Source organism: Mycobacterium sp. Marseille-P9652 (genome assembly GCF_902652685.1).
Taxonomy (GTDB): Bacteria; Actinomycetota; Actinomycetes; order Mycobacteriales; family Mycobacteriaceae; genus Mycobacterium.
This window is the reverse complement of sequence record NZ_CACRUY010000046.1, coordinates 1-17677: the sequence shown is the minus strand read 5'-3', so window position 1 is coordinate 17677 and position 17677 is coordinate 1. Positions and strand designations below refer to the sequence as shown.

General features: G+C 69.0%; 11 protein-coding genes. 5 read left to right on the top strand and 6 right to left on the bottom strand.

Features of this window, described 5'->3' with window-relative positions:
- The first annotated feature begins 77 nt into the window (after window positions 1-77).
- From GPY60_RS20480 to GPY60_RS20470, 3 genes are read left to right on the top strand one after another with little or no spacing between them, the layout of a single operon-like run.
- Window positions 78-977, top strand: coding sequence for a peptidylprolyl isomerase (locus GPY60_RS20480; RefSeq protein ID WP_156689529.1), 900 nt, complete (start codon window positions 78-80; stop codon window positions 975-977).
- A gap of 56 nt (window positions 978-1033) precedes the next feature.
- Window positions 1034-2773, top strand: coding sequence for a protein kinase domain-containing protein (locus GPY60_RS20475; RefSeq protein WP_156689528.1), 1740 nt, complete (start codon window positions 1034-1036; stop codon window positions 2771-2773).
- 33 nt (window positions 2774-2806) lie between these two features.
- Window positions 2807-5422, top strand: coding sequence for a LuxR C-terminal-related transcriptional regulator (locus GPY60_RS20470; protein WP_156689527.1), 2616 nt, complete (start codon window positions 2807-2809; stop codon window positions 5420-5422).
- A gap of 6 nt (window positions 5423-5428) precedes the next feature.
- Here GPY60_RS20470 and GPY60_RS20465 read toward each other — a convergent pair whose 3' ends face one another.
- The gene (locus GPY60_RS20465; RefSeq protein WP_156689526.1) at window positions 5429-6784 is read right to left on the bottom strand and encodes a PE domain-containing protein; all 1356 of its coding nucleotides are present in this window, start codon (window positions 6782-6784) and stop codon (window positions 5429-5431) included.
- 159 nt (window positions 6785-6943) lie between these two features.
- Between GPY60_RS20465 and GPY60_RS20460 the strand changes: the two genes are divergently transcribed.
- Together GPY60_RS20460 and GPY60_RS20455 are read left to right on the top strand one after the other, a co-directional pair.
- Window positions 6944-10114, top strand: a complete 3171-nt coding sequence (locus GPY60_RS20460) for an ATP-binding protein (protein ID WP_156689525.1) — start codon at window positions 6944-6946, stop codon at window positions 10112-10114.
- Between the two features lie 58 nt (window positions 10115-10172).
- Window positions 10173-10541, top strand: coding sequence for a hypothetical protein (locus GPY60_RS20455; RefSeq protein ID WP_156689524.1), 369 nt, complete (start codon window positions 10173-10175; stop codon window positions 10539-10541).
- Here the strand turns inward: GPY60_RS20455 and GPY60_RS20450 are convergent.
- The 5 genes from GPY60_RS20450 to secD form a co-directional block, all read right to left on the bottom strand.
- Window positions 10538-12943 (bottom strand): RelA/SpoT family protein, encoded by a 2406-nt coding sequence (locus GPY60_RS20450; RefSeq protein WP_156689547.1) that lies wholly within the window; start codon window positions 12941-12943, stop codon window positions 10538-10540. The two genes, GPY60_RS20455 and GPY60_RS20450, sit on opposite strands and share 4 nt — an antisense overlap.
- A gap of 50 nt (window positions 12944-12993) precedes the next feature.
- The gene (locus tag GPY60_RS20445; RefSeq protein WP_156689523.1) at window positions 12994-13515 is read right to left on the bottom strand and encodes an adenine phosphoribosyltransferase; all 522 of its coding nucleotides are present in this window, start codon (window positions 13513-13515) and stop codon (window positions 12994-12996) included.
- Window positions 13512-15173 (bottom strand): ABC transporter substrate-binding protein, encoded by a 1662-nt coding sequence (locus tag GPY60_RS20440; protein ID WP_156689522.1) that lies wholly within the window; start codon window positions 15171-15173, stop codon window positions 13512-13514. The genes GPY60_RS20445 and GPY60_RS20440 overlap by 4 nt, the downstream gene beginning before the upstream one ends.
- Before the next feature lie 5 nt (window positions 15174-15178).
- Entirely contained in the window at window positions 15179-16444 is a 1266-nt protein-coding gene (secF, locus tag GPY60_RS20435; protein WP_156689521.1) for a protein translocase subunit SecF, read from the bottom strand.
- A partial coding sequence (secD, locus tag GPY60_RS20430) for a protein translocase subunit SecD (protein WP_156689520.1) occupies window positions 16444-17677 on the bottom strand: 1234 nt, incomplete at its 5' end. The genes secF and secD, both read right to left, overlap by 1 nt.

The window sequence follows — 17677 nt, the reverse complement described above, 5'->3', positions numbered from 1 at the left end:
GACACGGGTCGCGGCGCCCGCACTAGCCTGAGCGGCGGACTTGGGCTCGACTCATCGACCTGGAGGGCATATCGGCCGTGCCGACGAACGAACAGCGACGCGCCAACGCCAAGCGCAAACTCGAACGTCAGCTCGAGCGGCGCCAGAAGCAGGCCAAGCGGCGCCGCATCATCGTCATCGCCGCCGGCTCGGCCCTGGCGCTGGCCGTGATCGTCGTGGCCGTGATCGCGGTCGTCAACACCAAGCACGAGCACAAGACCAATACCGCGTCGACCACCACCCCGAGCAGCAGCGCGCCCGCGTCCACCAGCGAAACCCCGCCCCAGACGGGATCGACCCCGCCTCTGCCGCCGTTCAAGCCGTCGGCCAACCTCGGCGCCAACTGCCAGTACCAGGCGACGCCTCAGGAACCGGCGGCAAAGCCGGTCAAGCCGCCGCGGACCGGCAAGATCCCCACCGACCCGGCCCAGGTGAGCGCGAGCATGGCGACCAGCCAGGGCAACCTCGGGCTGATGCTGGCCAACAACGAATCACCTTGCACCGTCAATAGTTTCGCGAGCCTGATCGGCCAGAAGTACTTCGACAACACCAAGTGCCACCGGTTGACCACCTCCGCGAATTTGGGCGTCCTGCAGTGCGGCGACCCCAAGGGTGATGGGACGGGCGGTCCCGGCTATCAGTTCGCCAACGAGTACCCGACCGACCAGTACCCGCCGAACGACCCGAAGGCGCAGGAGCCGGTGCTGTACCCGCGCGGAACGCTGGCCATGGCCAACGCCGGGCCCGGCACCAATGGCAGCCAGTTCTTCATGGTGTACAAGGATTCTCAGTTGCCGCCGCAGTACACGGTGTTCGGCACGATCCAGCCCGACGGGCTCGCCGTTCTTGACAAGATCGCCAAGGCCGGCGTCGCCGGCGGCGGCGAGGACGGGCCGCCGGCCGTCGACGTCACCATCAAGTCGATACTGCTCGACTGACCCTTCGAGCGGTGCGAATCACCGTTTCCGGGCCGTGATTCGTTATCGTCGTTCAGATGAGTATCGATCCGGAAACGTTCGGGCACTACCAGATACAGGGGTTGCTCGGGCGCGGCGGCATGGGGCGCGTGTACCGCGCCTACGACGCCACGACGGATCGGGTGGTGGCGCTCAAAGTCCTCCCTCCACATCTGGCTGAAGACGACGATTTTCAGCGCCGGTTCCGGCGGGAGGCGCGCATTGCCGCGGGTCTCAACGATCCCCACATCGTGCCCATCCACGGTTACGGCGAACTCGACGGCCGGCTGTACGTCGACATGCGGCTGATCGAGGGACGCGACCTGGCCGAGTACATCGTCGAGAACGGCGGACGGTTGAGCCCCGAACGCACCGTCGCCATCATCGAACAGGTTGCGGCGGCGCTGGATAGCGCCCACCGGGTGGGGCTGGTCCACCGTGACATCAAACCGAAGAACATCCTGGTGACCACCGCGCGGGACTTCGTCTACCTGATCGACTTCGGCCTGGCACGATCGATGAACGACACCGCGCTCACGCAGACCGGGGCCACCATGGGCACTGTCGCCTACCTGGCGCCCGAGCGGTTCAGGGGCACAACCGATCACCGCGCCGACGTCTACTCCCTGGCCTGCGTGCTGTACGAATGCCTCACCGGCAAGCGGCCTTTCACCGGCGACAACCTCGAGGAGCAGCTCAACGCGCACCTGAACACGCCACCGCCGCGACCGTCGGCGAGCGCGCCCGACATCCCACCGGCCTTCGACGAGGTGGTCGCCCGCGGGATGGCCAAGGACGTCGACGAGCGCTACCAGACGGCCATCGAGCTCGCCGAGGCCGCCCGGGCGGCGCTGACGGGCGCGCCCGCACCCCAGGCGCCCGGGCCGATGCCGCCCGGGCCCATGCCGCCGCCGATCACCCCTCCACCGCCTGCGGCCGCCACCTCCAACCGGCGGCTCATCGTCGGCATCGTCGGCGGGTCACTGGTCGCGCTGGCCGCGGTGGTGGCGCTGGTGGTCTCGCTGGTGACCCACAGCCACGACAACGCGAGCAGCACGGCCTCGCCGTCGCCGACGCGCGGCAAGGCGCCCGCGCGGCCCGGATCCGCGCCCGGGTCGACCGCCCAGGCCGCCGGGACCGTGCCGCCGCTGCCCGCGTTCGCGCCCCCCACCCAGCCCGGCGCCGACTGCCAGTACCCGCCCGCACCGGACCCGTCCACCAAGCCGGTGAACCCGCCGCCGTCGGGCCCGGTGTCGACCGAACCCGCGCAGATCCACGCGACCATCTCCACCAACTTCGGTGACATCGGCATCCAGCTCGCCAACTCCGAATCCCCTTGCGCGGTCAACAGCTTCGTCAGCCTGGCCAGACAGCAGTTCTTCGACAACACCGAGTGTGGCCGGCTGGTCGACGCGAAAGAGGAGGGAACGCTGATGTGCGGCGGCCCCGACAACGAGGGCAGCGGCGGCCCGGGATACGAATACGCCGACGAGTACCCCACCAATCAGTACAAGGCGGACGACCCCGCGCTCAAGGCGACGGTGCTGTACCCGCGCGGGACCGTCGCCATGGCCACCGCCGGGCCCAACACCAACGAGAGCCAGTTCTTCATGGTCTACCGCGACGCCGAAATCAACCCGGAGTCAACGGTATTCGGCACGGTCGACGAGGCGGGGCTGGCGACCCTCGACAAGATCGCCAAGCTGGGTGTGGCCGGCAACCGGGAGAGCGGCATGCCGTCGTCCACGGTCACGATCAAATCGGTGACGGTGGGCTAGCGCCGGGGGCACCGACGCTTCTAAGCTCTGGCCGTGCGCCTGACGTGGCCGTTGATCGGTCGCTCCGAGGAGATGGCAGCCGTGCGGGCCGCCATCTCGGCGCCGGATGCTTCGGGAATCCTCATCTGTGGGGCGGCGGGTGTGGGCAAGAGCCGGGTCGCCCGTGAGGCCCTCTCCGCCGCGCGGTCCCGCGGCTGGGAATGCCGGTGGGTGGTCGGCACGTCGTTGTCGCGAACCATTCCGCTGGGTGCCTTCACGGCCTGGGCGCCGTCGGGGGTCACCGACACGGTTCAACTGCTGAGCGGGGTGATCGATTCGCTGACGCCGGCATCGACGGCCGCGCCGGTGGTGATCTGCGTCGACGACGTGCCGTTGCTCGACGATCTGTCGATCTTCGTCGTGCACCAACTCGTCCAACGTGGCCAGGCGAAGCTGATTCTCACCATTCGCGACGGTGAACCGGTCCCCGACGCTGTGCGAGAAATATGGGCGCTCAGCCATTTCGACCGGCTCGACCTGCAGCCGTTGTCAGCGGACGAAACCGCCAAACTCTTGTCGGACGCCTTGGGTGGACCGATGGATCCGGTTGCCTCACAACGGTTGTGGAAGCTGACCCGCGGCAACGTTCTCTACCTGCGCAACATCGTCGAGCAGGAGGTCGCCGACGGCCGAATCGTGCAGGAGCAGGGGTACTGGCGGTGGCTTGGCGATCCCGTCATGCCACCGGGCCTGGTCGAGCTCATCGAATCGCGCATCGGGGCACTTCCCGAGCGTGTCAGCGATGTGATCGACGTGGTGGCCGTCGGGGAGCCGATCGAACTGGCGTGCCTCACCCGTATCACCGATCGGGCCGCGGTCGAGGAGGCCGAAACCCGCGGCCTCATCTCAGTCGAGCCCGTCGCCGGCGGCATGGAAGTGCGTGTGGCGCATCCCATGTACGGCGAGGTGCGCCGCAGAAGCGCCGCGGCGACCCGCCTGCGACGCTTGCGCGGTCAGGTCGCCTGCGAACTCGCCGAAGCCGATGACCACGACGACATTCAGGTCGTCGTGCGGCGCGCCGCGTTGAGCCTCGACTCCGACCTCACACCGGACGCCCACCTGCTGGTGAAGGCCGCCCATGGCGCCGTGTGGCTGGCCGATCTGCCCCTCGCCGATCGACTCGCGGAGGCGGCCATGCGCGCGGGAGGCGGCCCAGAACCGAATTTTGTTCGGGGTCATGCGCTTTCGTGGATGGGCCGGGCCGAGGAGGCCGAGGCGGTGCTGGGCGGCGTCGATGCCGACCAGTTGAGCGATGCCGAGCGTGCCAGACTTGCGTTCCTGCGGGCCAGCAACATGCTGTGGGCGCTGGGCGACCCGGCACGGGCGAAAGAACTCATCGACGCGGCCGCACCGGCCACCTCACCACAAGCCCGCAGCTATATCGATGCCTTTCTCACCGTCTACTGGTTTGCGGTTGACGAGCCGGAAGCGGCGATCCGCGCGTCGCAGCACCTTGCGTTGGACGAGTTGCCGGCCGTCGTGGGCGCCGAAATCGCCTTTGCCCTGACCGCGATCCCGGCCGATGCGGGTCGCGTGAGCGAAGCCGTGGCCGCCGCCGAGACCGGGTATGCCGCCGCGGCGCGGTCCTTCGACGCTCCGCACATGAGGTTCAACATCGCCGACGCACACGTGAGCGCGCTGCTGCTGGCCGGCCGGATCGCCGACGCGCTCGAGCTGGCCGAGCAGGTGCACCGGCAGGCGGCCGACCTGCCGGGTGCGGCCCAATTGTTGGGTCCCGCGGTGGCGGGTCGGGCCGCACTCGGCGCCGGATGCCTGGATTCGGCGGCCGCGCTGCTCGACCAGGCCGCAGTGGGCCTCTCCGCCACGCACGCGCTGGGCTGGGGATTTCGCTATCACGTGCCGCGTGCCACCACCCTCGCCATGCGCGGTCGGACGGCCGAGGCAGCCGCCACCCTTGACACGCTCGACGAGCAACGGCGTCCCTTCCGGCTGCTGGATTATGAACGGAGCCTGGCCCGGGCATGGGTGGCGGCCGGTCAAGGCGCCGCCACCGAGGCGATCGCCCTCGCGCGGTCGGCGGCCGACAGGGCCGCGGCCAAGGGTCAGCTCGCGGCCGAGGTGTTCTGTCTGCAGACCGCCGCGCAGTTCGGTGACCGCTCGGGCTCAGCACGGTTGCGTGACCTCAAAACGGTCGTTGAGGGACCACGTGCCGGCACCGCCGCGCGGTTCTCGGCCGCCTTGCGCGACGGCAATGCCGCTGAATTAGGTGAGGTGTCAGAGGAATTCGAGCGGATGGGCGACATGGTTGCCGCCATCGACGCAGCCGCCTACGCCGCCCTGGCGTATCGCGGCCAGGGGCTCCGGGGGTCGGCTCTGGCATGCGCGGCGCGCGCTGAGGCGCTGGCCGAACGATGCGGGGGCGCATGGACTCCCGCGCTTCGACAGGCCAACGAACCCGTCCCGTTCACCGAACGCGAACGTGAGATCGTGACGCTGATCGGCGAGGGATGCTCCAACCGCGCCATCGCCGAACGCCTTGTGCTCTCGGTGCGCACCGTCGAGAGCCACATCTACCGGGCGATGGCGAAGACCGGCACCGCGAGCCGCGACGAACTCGGCGCCCTGATACCGCGGCCGCAAACGAATTAGGCGCCTCTACGCGATACCGAGTTCCTGGTCGATCTGCGGCCAGTAACGGACCCCGTCCAGGGTGACCAGAACCCAGTCGTGGATTCCGCCGGTGGCGTAGACGAAGCTCATCGGTGCCCCTTGCAATGCTGCTTCTTGCTGGAGGACAAGGGTGTTTGGCGTGTTGGAATCCAGTGAGCCCGCGTAGACAGTCGTCGGAGGAAGACCCTTGAGTGACCCGTAGAGCGGGCTCGCGAGAGGGTCGTCCAAGGGAAGATTGCCCGCCCACGCCCTGCCGAGCTCTTGACCGAATTCGACGGGCGGGAGGAAGGGATCGCGCACGAGCGGGATGTTGGGATTGCTGACGGTTGCGTCCAGCCATGGCGCCAGCAAAACCATTGAGGACGGGACGGCTTGGTTGTGGGCCACCAGGTATTCGGCGGCGGCCAGGGCAATGCTGCCGCCCGCGGAGTCACCCTGCACGCTGACGTGCGACGCCCCGTGTGCCGCAATTTGGGCGGAGATGAAACCGGCGACGTTCGGCACCACCGTCCCGGCGGTGCCTCCCTGCTGAAGCAAGGGGTAGATCGGCACTTCGATGGTCGCGCCGGTCTGGTAGGCCATCACCGTGTAGTCCACCCAATGCAGGATCAATGGCGGGAGGATGAAGCCACCGCCGTGCAGCGCAACCACGTAGTTGCCGGACGGGTGGGCCGGCGTGATTTGCACGACGCTCATCCCGTTGTAGCTGGTGTACTGCACCGTCTCTCCCAGCAACATGGGCAAGAGCGGCGGAGGCGAGTTGCCCATCAACCAGCCCATCAGCGGGTTGTCGCCCGTGAACAGCGACAACACGGGAGAACTGGGCGTCGCAAGCTGCTGGTAGACGGCGGGTATGCTCCACAGCTGCTTCAGCGGCCACAACAGCACGTTGTTCTCGAATTTGGTTGCCAGCGACACCGCGCCGGTGAAGGTCGCCGGCTGATTTGCCGGGATCGGCGGACCGGCCGGGGAGCCGAAGATTTCGGTGACGACCGCGTTGATCACACCCTGCAGGTCCTGTTCCACGGTCTGCAGGGGACTCGCCGCCGCGGCGACGACATTGGCGGCCTCCGCCGCCGCATACTGGCCCGCCGCCGCGCTCAGCGTCCCCACCAATTGGTCATGGAACGCCGCCGCCTGGGCACCGAGCGCCCGGAAGGTTTGACCGTGAGCGGAGAACAGCTCCGCAATCGCCGCCGACACCTCGTCCTCGGCGGCGGCCAGCACCGCCGTGGTCCGGGTGGCCGCCGCCGCGTGGGCTGCGTTGAGATCGACACCGATGGAAACCAAATCCTCTGCCGCTGAGCTCATCAGCTCCGGTGCGGTGAATACAAACGACATGTCCGCCTGCCTCCTCGTAGGCCCACCGGTTGACGCCCATCGTCCGGCGGCGCAGCCCCAGGGAATTCAGTAGCGGAGTACTGCACTTCTTCAACCTGCCGCTGGTCAGCGCCCTATGCTGGTGGACCTGAAGCTTGGGGGGCCGAGCGCGGAGGTCGGATGACCGCAGCGGCCGCCTGCCACTTATGCGGCACGAGGGCGCGCGATGGTGCGCGCTTCTGCGACCGATGCGGTGCACCCATCGCCGAACACCATGCTTCCGCCGAGTACAAGCAGGTGACGGTGTTATTCGCCGACGTCGTCCATTGGATGGACCTCGCCGCAGTGGTCGGCGCGGAGCGACTTCGGGAGATCATGGCCGACCTCACCGATCGCTGCGCGACGGCGGTGCGGCGGTACGGCTGCACGGTCACACAATTCACCGGTGACGGGATCATGGCGGTGTTCGGCGCGCCGGTCGCTCTGGAGGACCACGCCGTCCGCGCCTGCCTCGCCGCGCTGGGCATTCAGGAGGAGGCGAAACGGCTCGCGGACGCGATCGCGGAGCGGGACGGCGTGGAACTGCGATTGCGGGTGGGGCTCAACTCCGGCCAGGTGACGGCCGGCGGCTTGGGTTCGGGCCATTTCGGTTACGCCGCCGTGGGCGAACAGGTCGGCATGGCCCAGCGAATGGAATCGGTGGCGCCGCCGGGCGGGGTCATGCTCAGCGCGTCGACCGCGCGACTTGTTGAGGGCGCCGCCAACCTGTGCGAGGCCGAAATCGTTCACATCAAGGGGGCGGACGAGCCGGTCGCGGCGTATCGCCTCCTGAGTGCGGGCGACGGGCGTCGCATTACCGCGCGCTCCGAGTCGAAACTGGTCGGCCGTCAGTGGGAGCTGACAACCGTCGAGCACCTGCTGAACCGCGCCATCACCGGCCACGGCGCCATCGTCGGCGTCGTGGGGTCGCCCGGCATCGGCAAGAGCCGTCTGGTGCGGGAGGTCGCCGCGCTGGCCCGCCGCCAAAATGCCGAGGTGTTCACCACCTCCTGCGAATCGCACGCCGCTGATATCGCGTTCCACGTCGTGGCCCGATTGTTACGCACGAACACCGGCGTCGACGGTCTCGATCCACAGGCGGCTCGCGCCCGCCTCCGCGCCAGAGTCCGCGGCGCCGACCCCGAGGACATGGCACTCTTGGATGACCTCTTGGGTATCGCAGATCCCGACGCTGCGCTGCCCAAGATCGACCCGGACGCCCGCCGGCGGCGTTTGACGTCATTGGTGAATGCGGCATCCCTGGCCCGCAACACGCCAACGGTTTACGTCATCGAGGACGTCCACTGGATCGACGCGGCCAGCGAATCGATGCTGATCGCGTTCCTCGAGGTAATCCCCCGGACTCCGTCGCTGGTGCTGATCACCTACCGGCCCGAGTATCGGGGCGCGCTCAGCCGCGTGGCGGGCGCCCACACCATTTGCCTTGCGCCGCTGAGTGATTCGGAAATGACGGCACTCGTCCGCGAGTTGATCGGTGAGGACCCCTCGGTCGGAAACCTCGGCCCGAGGATCGTCGAAAGGGCCGCGGGCAACCCGTATTTCGCCGAGGAGATGGTGCGCGAACTCGCCGAGCGCGGGGTGCTTCAGGGCCAGGCCGGAGCCTACGTGTCGGCCGCGGATACGAATGATGCCACCGTGCCGGCCACCTTGCAGGCGACTATCGGGGCCCGCATCGATCGACTCGAGCCAGCCGCCAAGCGCACGCTCAACGCGGCGGCGGTGATCGGCTCGCGGTTCAGCCTCGGACTTCTTCGGAGGCTCGGCGTCGAACCGGTGACCGACGACTTGGTCGCGGCCCAGCTCATTGATCAGGTCGGCTTGGCCCCCCAACCCGACTACGTCTTTCATCACCCGCTGATCCGCGCGGTGGCCTACGAGGCGCAGCTCAAGTCGGACCGCGCCGAATTGCACCGGCGCGTGGCGAATGTACTCGAGTCAGGTGACCCCGCTACCGAGGAGAACGCGGCGCTGATAGCCCGGCATCTGGATGCTGCCGGCGATCCGCGCAGCGCCTACGGCTGGCACATGCGCGCGGCGACCTGGGCCACCAACCGCGACATCGCTGCCGCGGAATTCAGCTGGCAACGAGCGGTAGAAATCGCCGACGCTTTACCCGCCGAGGACCCTGACCGGGCAGCCATGCGCATTGCTCCTCGCACCATGCTGTGCGGCACTGCCTATCGAGTCCAGGTTGATGTCGCCGGAGACCGCTTTGAGGAATTGCAGCAGTTGTGTACTGACGAAGGGGATAAGGCGTCGCTGGCCATCGGCATGGCGGGGCTGGTGACGGTTCACGCTTGGCGAGCCCGGATCCGCGAGGCGTCGCGGTTGGCGTCGGAATCGTGGGCCCTCGTTGAGTCACTTGGCGACCCAACGTTGACGGTGGGCCTGTCCTTTGGGCCGATCTACGCCAAGTTTGAGAGCGGCGAGTGGAGTGACGTGCTGCGGTGGTCACAGCGCGTCATCGACCTGGCCGACCGCGACCCTGCCAAAGGCAACTTGCTTATTGGGTCTCCATTAGCGCTCGCGTTCGCGACGCGCGCATTTGCCAGGTATTGCTTGGGTCATCCCGGGTGGCGCGACGACCTGCGTGACGGCCTGGCGATGGCCCGCAGCGCGGACTCGTTGTCGTACGCCGCGGGCGTCGGTTACGTGTACTGGCCGGGCATACCGCTTGGCGTGCTCCGGCCCGACGATTCAGCGATGCGCGAGATCGAGGATGCGCTACGGATTGCCGAACGATCCGCGGACGACCTGGCGCTGGACCTCGCCCGGGCGACTTTGGGCCTTGCGTTGGTTCACCGTCAGAAGGATGCGGAGCGTTCCAGCGGACAGACGCTGCTCGACGAGGCCGGCGAAGCGTGTCTACACCGAAAACACAACATGTTCGATGTGCCTCTGTTCAAAGTCTATTCGGCACGCGAGAGGGCTCGATGCGGCGAACGCGATGAGGCGATTCCGCTCATGCGGTCAGTCGTGGACGACCTAGTCCGGGAGGGACAACAGCCGGTGTGGAGCGTCTGCACAGCCGGTGTGCTGGTGGAGACGTTGCTCGAGCGGGGCGCGGAGTGTGACATCGCCGAGGCCGAGGTCGCGATCGAGCGCTTGGCAGCCGCGGCCGCCGATGAAGCCCTGGTCATGCGCGACATCTGGCTGCTGCGTCTGCGGGCGCTGCTGGCGCGGGCCCGCGGTGACGAAGTCGCGTACGTAAGCTTCCGCGACCGCTACCGCGACATGGCGAATTCGCTTGGCTTCGAGGGACATATCGATTGGGCCCGGGCAATGGTCTAGGCCGGGCGATTGCGGGTACCCCTGGCTGCCTGAAGAGAAGTCAGCCGAAGGAGTCCTCATGGCAACCAACAGTGCGGTCGAGATCCGGTTCGGAGCGCCGGAAAACGTTCTGGAAATTCAACTGGGCAGTATCGAAGTGGACGTGCCCAGGTCGATCGGGTATTTCGGTGGCCTGGTGGCCGCCACCGGCCTGGGGCTGATCGAACCGCCGCTGGCCCTGTTCATCGCGGCGGTTCCCCTGTTCAAGGTGCTGACCAACACCGCGTTCCCAAGTTCGGTACGGGTTGTCGGCGAGGTGCTGGAGGGTGCGGCCAAACCGGTCGGCAGTGACGCGGAGGGCGTCATCGTTCTGGAGGACCAGCACGAGTCCGACACCAAGGTCGTGAAGGTGCCGCTGGAGCGCCGGCGGCCGGCGAAGCGCCGTTAAGCGGCGGACGTCACCCGGTAGACGTCGAACACGCCCTCGACGTTGCGCACGACGTTGAGCAGGTGACCGAGGTGCTTGGGGTCGCCCATCTCGAAGGTGAAGCGGCTGATCGCCACCCTGTCACCGGAGGTGGTGACCGAGGCCGACAGGATGTTCACCTTCTCGTCGGCCAGCACGCGGGTGATGTCGGACAGCAGCCGGTGCCGGTCGAGCGCCTCGACCTGGATCGCGACGAGGAACACCGACGAAGCCGAGGGCGCCCAGTGCACTTCGATGATGCGCTCCGACTGTTGTTGCAGGGAGGCCGCATTGGTGCAGTCGGTGCGGTGCACGCTCACTCCCCCGCCGCGGGTGACGAAGCCCATGATCTGGTCGCCCGGAACCGGGGTGCAGCACTTGGCCAGCTTGGTCAAGACGCCGGGCGCCCCCGGTACGGAAACACCCACGTCGTCGCTGCTGCGCGGGCGGCGCAGCATGGTCGTCGGCGTGGACCGCTCGGCCAGCTCCTCCTCCGCCTGGTCGATGCCGCCGAGTTCGGCCAGCAGCCGCTGCACGGCGTGCTTGGCCGATACGTGGCCCTCCCCGATCGCCGTGTACAGCGCGGACACGTCGGCGTAGTGCAGCTCCCGCGCGACCGCCGCCATCGACTCGGCATTGACCAAGCGCTGCAACGGGAGTCCGCCGCGCCGCACCTCGCGGGCCATCGCCTCCTTGCCCGCCTCGAGCGCCTCCTCGCGGCGCTCCTTGGCGAACCACTGCCGGATCTTGGTCTTGGCGCGCGGCGACACCACGAACTGCTGCCAGTCCCGCGACGGCCCCGCGTTGGTCGCCTTGGACGTGAAAACCTCGACCACTTCGCCGTTTTCGAGCTTGCGCTCCAGCGCCACCAGCCGCCCGTTGACCCGGGCGCCGATGCAGCGGTGACCGACCTCGGTGTGCACGGCGTAGGCGAAGTCCACCGGCGTCGAACCGTTGGGCAGCGTGATGACGTCGCCCTTCGGGGTGAACACGAAGATCTCTTGCACCGCAAGGTCGTAACGCAGCGACTCCAGGAACTCGCCCGGGTCGGCGGCCTCCCGCTGCCAGTCGAGCAATTGGCGCATCCACGCCATGTCGTCGATCTCGGCGGCGGCGTGCGGGTGCGGAACGCCGTTGCGCCCCTTGGCTTCCTTGTAGCGCCAGTGCGCGGCGATGCCGTACTCGGCGGTGCGGTGCATGTCGCGGGTGCGGATCTGCACCTCCAGCGGCTTGCCCTCCGGCCCGACGACCGTGGTGTGCAACGACTGGTACACGCCGTAGCGCGGCTGCGCGATGTAGTCCTTGAACCGCCCGGCCATCGGCTGCCACAGCGAGTGCACCACGCCGACGGCGGCGTAGCAGTCCCGGATCTCGTCGCACAAGATGCGGATGCCGACCAGGTCGTGGATGTCGTCGAAGTCGCGGCCCTTGACGATCATCTTCTGGTAGATCGACCAGTAGTGCTTCGGGCGGCCCTCGACGGTGGCCTTGATCTTCGACGCGCCCAGCGTGTTGGTGATCTCGGCGCGGACCTTGGCCAGATACGTGTCGCGCGACGGCGCGCGGCCGGCGACCAGCCGGACGATCTCGTCGTACTTCTTGGGATGCAGGATCGCGAACGACAGGTCCTCGAGCTCCCACTTGACGCTGGCCATACCCAGCCGATGGGCAAGGGGCGCAATCACTTCCAGGGTCTCGCGGGCCTTGCGCGCCTGCTTCTCGGGCGGCAGGAAGCGCATGGTGCGCATGTTGTGCAGCCGGTCGGCGACCTTGATCACCAGCACCCGCGGGTCGCGGGCCATCGCGGTGATCATCTTGCGGATCGTCTCGCCCTCGGCGGCGCTGCCCAGCACCACCCGGTCCAGCTTGGTCACGCCGTCGACCAGGTGGGCCACCTCGTCGCCGAACTCCTCGGACATCTGCTCGATCGTGTAGCCGGTGTCCTCGACCGTGTCGTGCAGCAGCGCGGCCACCAACGTGGTGGTGTCCATGCCCAGCTCGGCGAGGATGTTGGCGACGGCGAGCGGGTGGGTGATGTAGGGATCGCCGGAGTGGCGCAGCTGGGTGGCGTGACGCTGGTCGGCGACCTCGAAGGCCCGCTGCAGCAGCTGCACGTTCGCCTTTGGATAGATCTCCCGGTGGACCGCGACCAGCGGTTCGAGCACCGGGTTGAGCTGGCTGCGCTGGGCGGTCATCCGGCGGGCCAGGCGGGCCCGGACCCGGCGCGACGCGCTGCTCGAGGTCTTCAGGGTCTCGGTCGGCTGCTCGGACGCCTCGGCGACGGGCAGGGGCGCGGTGGGCGGTCCCGAGGCCGGCTCGGGCGACACGGGCGGGGACTCGGCGGGCCCGTCGAGAGCCTGCGTTGCGCTCTGGTCGTTTGCCACGTCGGTCACCTCCTCCAACATCTCTCGAGGATATCGCCTCCCCGGGCCCCCTAGGCGCTGCTTAGGCTGTGGACCGGCAGCGGCGCGACGGCCCGGCGGCCGCCCAGCGCGGTCAGCTCGATGACGACGGCGGCCGCGATCACGTCGGCCCCGCCCCGCCGCAGCAGGCGCGTCGCCGCGCCCAGCGTGCCGCCGGTGGCCAGCACGTCGTCGATGATGACGACCCGGCGGCCGCGCAGATCGATCCCGTCGGCGGGGATTTCCAGCGTCGCTTTGCCGTACTCCAGGTCGTAGGACTCGGCATGCACGGGCGGGGGCAGTTTGCCCGCCTTGCGGATGGCCAGCACGCCGGTGCCGAGCCGGCCCGCCACCGCCGCCGCGACCAGGAAGCCGCGGGAGTCGATGCCCGCCACCAGGTCGGCCCCGGACGCGACCGGAACCAGGGCGTCGACGATCGCCGTCATCGCGGCGCGGTCGGCGAACACCGGGGTGAGGTCCTTGAACTGGACCCCGGGCTCGGGAAAGTCGGCGACCTCGCGGGTCAGCGAAGCGATCGCGTCGGCCGCGTTCATTCCACCAGCGCCCAGCGGTCCATGTTCCAGCCGGCGCCCCACCGGGTCGGATTCTTCGTCACGGCATACATCTTCTTCGACAGCAACAACGTGCGCTGCTGCCGGTACAACGGCAACGTGGGCATGTCGGCCCACAGCGCCGGGGCGGCCTCGGCCAGCAGCCTGGCCCGCTCGCCGGGGTCCGCCGACACCGCCAACCCGGAGATGGCCCCGTCGACCTGCGGATTCGAGTAGCCGGACAGGTTGTTGCCGTTGCCGGTGTGCAGGTCGTAGGCGTCCATCGCCGACGAGCCGGTGGAACCGCTGCCCGCCGCCCCGCCGGTGCTGGCCAGCAACATGTCGATCTTGCCCTCGCGCAGCGCGCGCGGGCCCGGCGAGTCCAAGGGGGCGTCGGTGACGGCGATGCCGGCGGCCCCGCACGACTTGGCGATGGCCCCCACGGTCACCGCCAGCCGCGCGTTGGGCCCCTGGTAGCCGACCCGCACCGACAGCGGCGCACCGCCGAGCGCGTCGCGGGCGGCCGCGGGGTCGGCCTTGCCGAACGGGGCCGACTCGGCGGCCCCCTCACCGGCGGCGACGGCGTCGTCGGTGGCCGGGTTCAGGCGCGAGTTGGCGACGGGCACCCCGGCGTCGTGGGCGATCGTGTCGCGCGGCGTGCAGAGCGCGACCGCGCGCCTCGCCTTGGGCTGGGCCAGCGGCCCCTGCGGCGCGAAGATCAGCTGCTCGATGCCGCCCGAGGGCGACTCGCTGCGCTCGTAGTTGTCGGGCGTGGCGAGCGCCCCCGACGACCCGGCGGCGACGTCGACCACGTCGACGCTGCGGCTGTTCACCCGGTCCTGGATGTCGGGCGCCTGCGGCCACACCGTGATGCGCTTGGTGATCGCCTTCGGGCCCCACCACCGGTCGTTGGCGACGAGCACCACCCCGCCGCGATCCAGGATCGACTCGATCCGGTACGGCCCGGACGAGGGGAACAGCTTGAGGTCCACGCCCGGCTTGAGATCCCAGATGGTGTTCCACAGCTTGGCGATCTGCGCCACCTGCTGCCCGTTTCGGCTCAGCAGCGCCGCGGTCACGTCCGCGCCGAGCCGGTCGGCGATGACGTGCGACGGCATCAGCGAGGTCGCCGGAAACAGTTGCGAGTAGTCCACGACGCTGCGGTCCGGCGCGAAGGACACCCGGGCCTTCTTCTGGCCCGGGGTGCACTCGACGTTCGCGATGTCGGCGTAGCCGGCCTGGCTGGCGGCGTCGAACTCGGGGAACTTGCCCGATTGAGCGGCCCAGGTCAGCACCAGGTCGTCGCACGTCACGGGCTTGCCGTCGGAGTAGACGGCGTTGTCGGCGATCTGGTAGTCGAGCACCAGCGGCGCCCCGCCCACCACCGAGACGCTGCCGAAGTCGCGATCGGGAACGACCTGCCCGTCCGGCCCGTGGTAGACGAAGCCGGCCAGCGTGCGGGCGAACGCCTGCGCCCCGCCCGACGCGGCGCCCACCACGGTGTTGGTGTTGTAGGTGGACAGCGGCCCGTCGACCACGTAATCGATCTGCGACGCGGCGCTGCCGGAGCACGCGGCCAGGACGCCGGCGGCCACCAGCACCCCCACCACGCCAACGCTTACCCACCCCGCCACGCCCCGCCGGCCGGTCCGGATGGACATCGGGCCTACCGCCGGCCGGCGTTTCGCTTGCCGGTCGGGCGGCGGGTCCCCGTGGGCCGCGCCGGGCGCGCGCCCGGCGCCGGCTTGCTCGCCGTCCGGGCCGGCGCGGCTTCCGAAGCCGCCTCCGAGGCCGGCTCGGCAGGCGTCTCGCCGGTCGTCTCGGTGCCCGGATCCGTGGTGTCGGCCTCGCTGTCGGCCTTGGCGCCCGAGGAGCGCCGCCGCAGGACCCGCCGGGTGTGCGTGCGCACCAGCTCGGTGCGTTCGCGCAGCGTGACCAGCAACGGGGTGGCGAAGAAGATCGACGAATACGTGCCGACCAGAATGCCCACGAGCTGCACCAGCGCCAGGTCCTTCAGCGTGCCCACGCCCAGCAGCCACACCGCCACGACCATGAGGGCCAGGATCGGCAGCACGGAGATCAGGCTGGTGTTGATCGAGCGCATGAACGTCTGGTTGATCGCCAGGTTGGCCTGCTCGGCGAAGGTCCGCCGGGTGGTGTGCTGGAAGCCCTGCGTGTTCTCCTCGACCTTGTCGAAGACGATGACGGTGTCGTACAGGGAGAAACCGAGGATCGTCAGCAGGCCGATGACCGTGGCCGGGCTGACCTCGAAGCCGACCAGGGAGTAGACACCGGCGGTGACGGTCAGGTCGAAACACATGGTCGTCAGCGCCGAGATGGCCATGAAGCGTTCGTAGCGCACGGTGATGTAGAGGCCGACCAGCGCCAGGAACACCACCAGCGCGATGAGCGCCTTGGTGGTGATCTGGCCGCCCCACGTCGACGACACCGCCGAGTCGCTGATGACCTGCTTGCTGGGCTTGCCGTCGAGCCCCTTCGGCTGGAACGCGTCATACAGGGCGGTGCGCAGCTTGGCCGTCTGGTCGTTGGTCAGCGTCTCCGAGCGGATCTGCACCGTCGCCGAGCCGCCGCTGCCGACCACCACGACCGACTCCGCGTCCTTGCCGATGGTCTTGCGGAACACGTCCGACACCTGCGTCGTCTGGACCGTGCCGGCCGCGCCCGCGGCGGGCATCGACACCGTCGTGCCGCCCTTGAAGTCGATCCCGAATACGAAGCCGCGCAACAGGATGCTGACGATGGCGACCGCGACGATCGCCCCGCTGATGGCGTACCAGAGCCGGCGGCGCCCGATCACCTCGAAGGCGCCGGTGCCGGTGTAGAGGCGGGAGAGGAAGCTGTGCCGCGGCTGGTCGGCGGCGCTCCCGGTCGGCTCCACCGCTCCAGCGGCTTCAGTGGCTTCGGTGGCCATTACGATCCCCGTCCCGTCTTGACGACCGACGAAGCCCGGCGTTCGCGGGCGACCTGCTGGACCGCGCCCAGGCCGTTGTACGCCGGCTTGGCCAGCGTCGGGGACTTGGACGCCAGGTAGATCAGTGGCCAGGTCACCAGGAACACGACCACGGTGTCGAGCAGCGTGGTGAGGCCGAGGGTGAAGGCGAAGCCCTTCACCTGGCCGATCGCCAGGGCGTAGAGCACCGCGGCGGCCAGGAAGGTGACCGCGTTGCCCGACAGGATCGTCTTGCGCGCCCGCACCCAGCCCCTCGGCACCGCCGACCGGAACGAACGGCCTTCGCGGATCTCGTCTTTGATGCGTTCGAAGAACACCACGAAGGAGTCCGCGGTGGTCCCGATACCGATGATCAGACCGGCGATACCGGCGAGGTCGAGGGTGTAGTTGATCTGCCGGCCCAGGATCACCAGGATCGCGAAAATCATTGCGCCGGAGGCGGCGAGCGACAGGGCCGTCAGCAGCCCGAGCAGGCGGTAGTACAGCAGGGAGTACAACAGCACCAGCAGCAGCCCGATGGCGCCCGCGATCAGGCCCGCGTGCAGCGACGTCAATCCCAGTGTCGCCGAGACGGTTTGGGCCTCGGACGATTCGAACGACAGCGGCAGCGAGCCGTATTTCAGGACGTTGGCCAGCTGCTTGGCGGTCGCGGCGGTGAACGGCGGGTCGCCGCCGCTGATCTGGGTGCGGCCGCCGGGGATCGCCTCGTTGATCCGCGGGGCGCTGACGACCTGCGAGTCCAGGGTGAAGGCGGTCTGCTCGCCGACGTGCGCGGCCGTGAAGTCCGCCCAGACGTTCGCGGCGGCGGGCTTGAACTGCAGGTCGACGACGTACCCGATGCCGCGCTGGTTCATCGAGGCGGTGGCGTCCTCGATCTGGTCGCCGCTGATGATCGACGGCGCCAGCAGGTAGGCCGCCTTGTGGTCGGTGGAGCAGGTCACCAGGGGCAGCGCGGGGTCGTCGTTGCCGGCCAGAACGTCGGTCTTGTCGCACTGGGTCGCCATGAACTGCAGGGCGAGGTACTGGATGCCCTGACGGGTGCTCTGGCGCAGGTTCTTCTCCTCCGCGATGCGCTCGGCGAGCTCCTTGCGCGGGTCCGGCGGCTGGATGGGCGGCGGCGTCTCACCCGCGGGGGCCCCGGGCGCGGGCGCCGGTGCGGGGCCGGGCGCCGGTCCGGGGCCGGGCGCCGGAGAG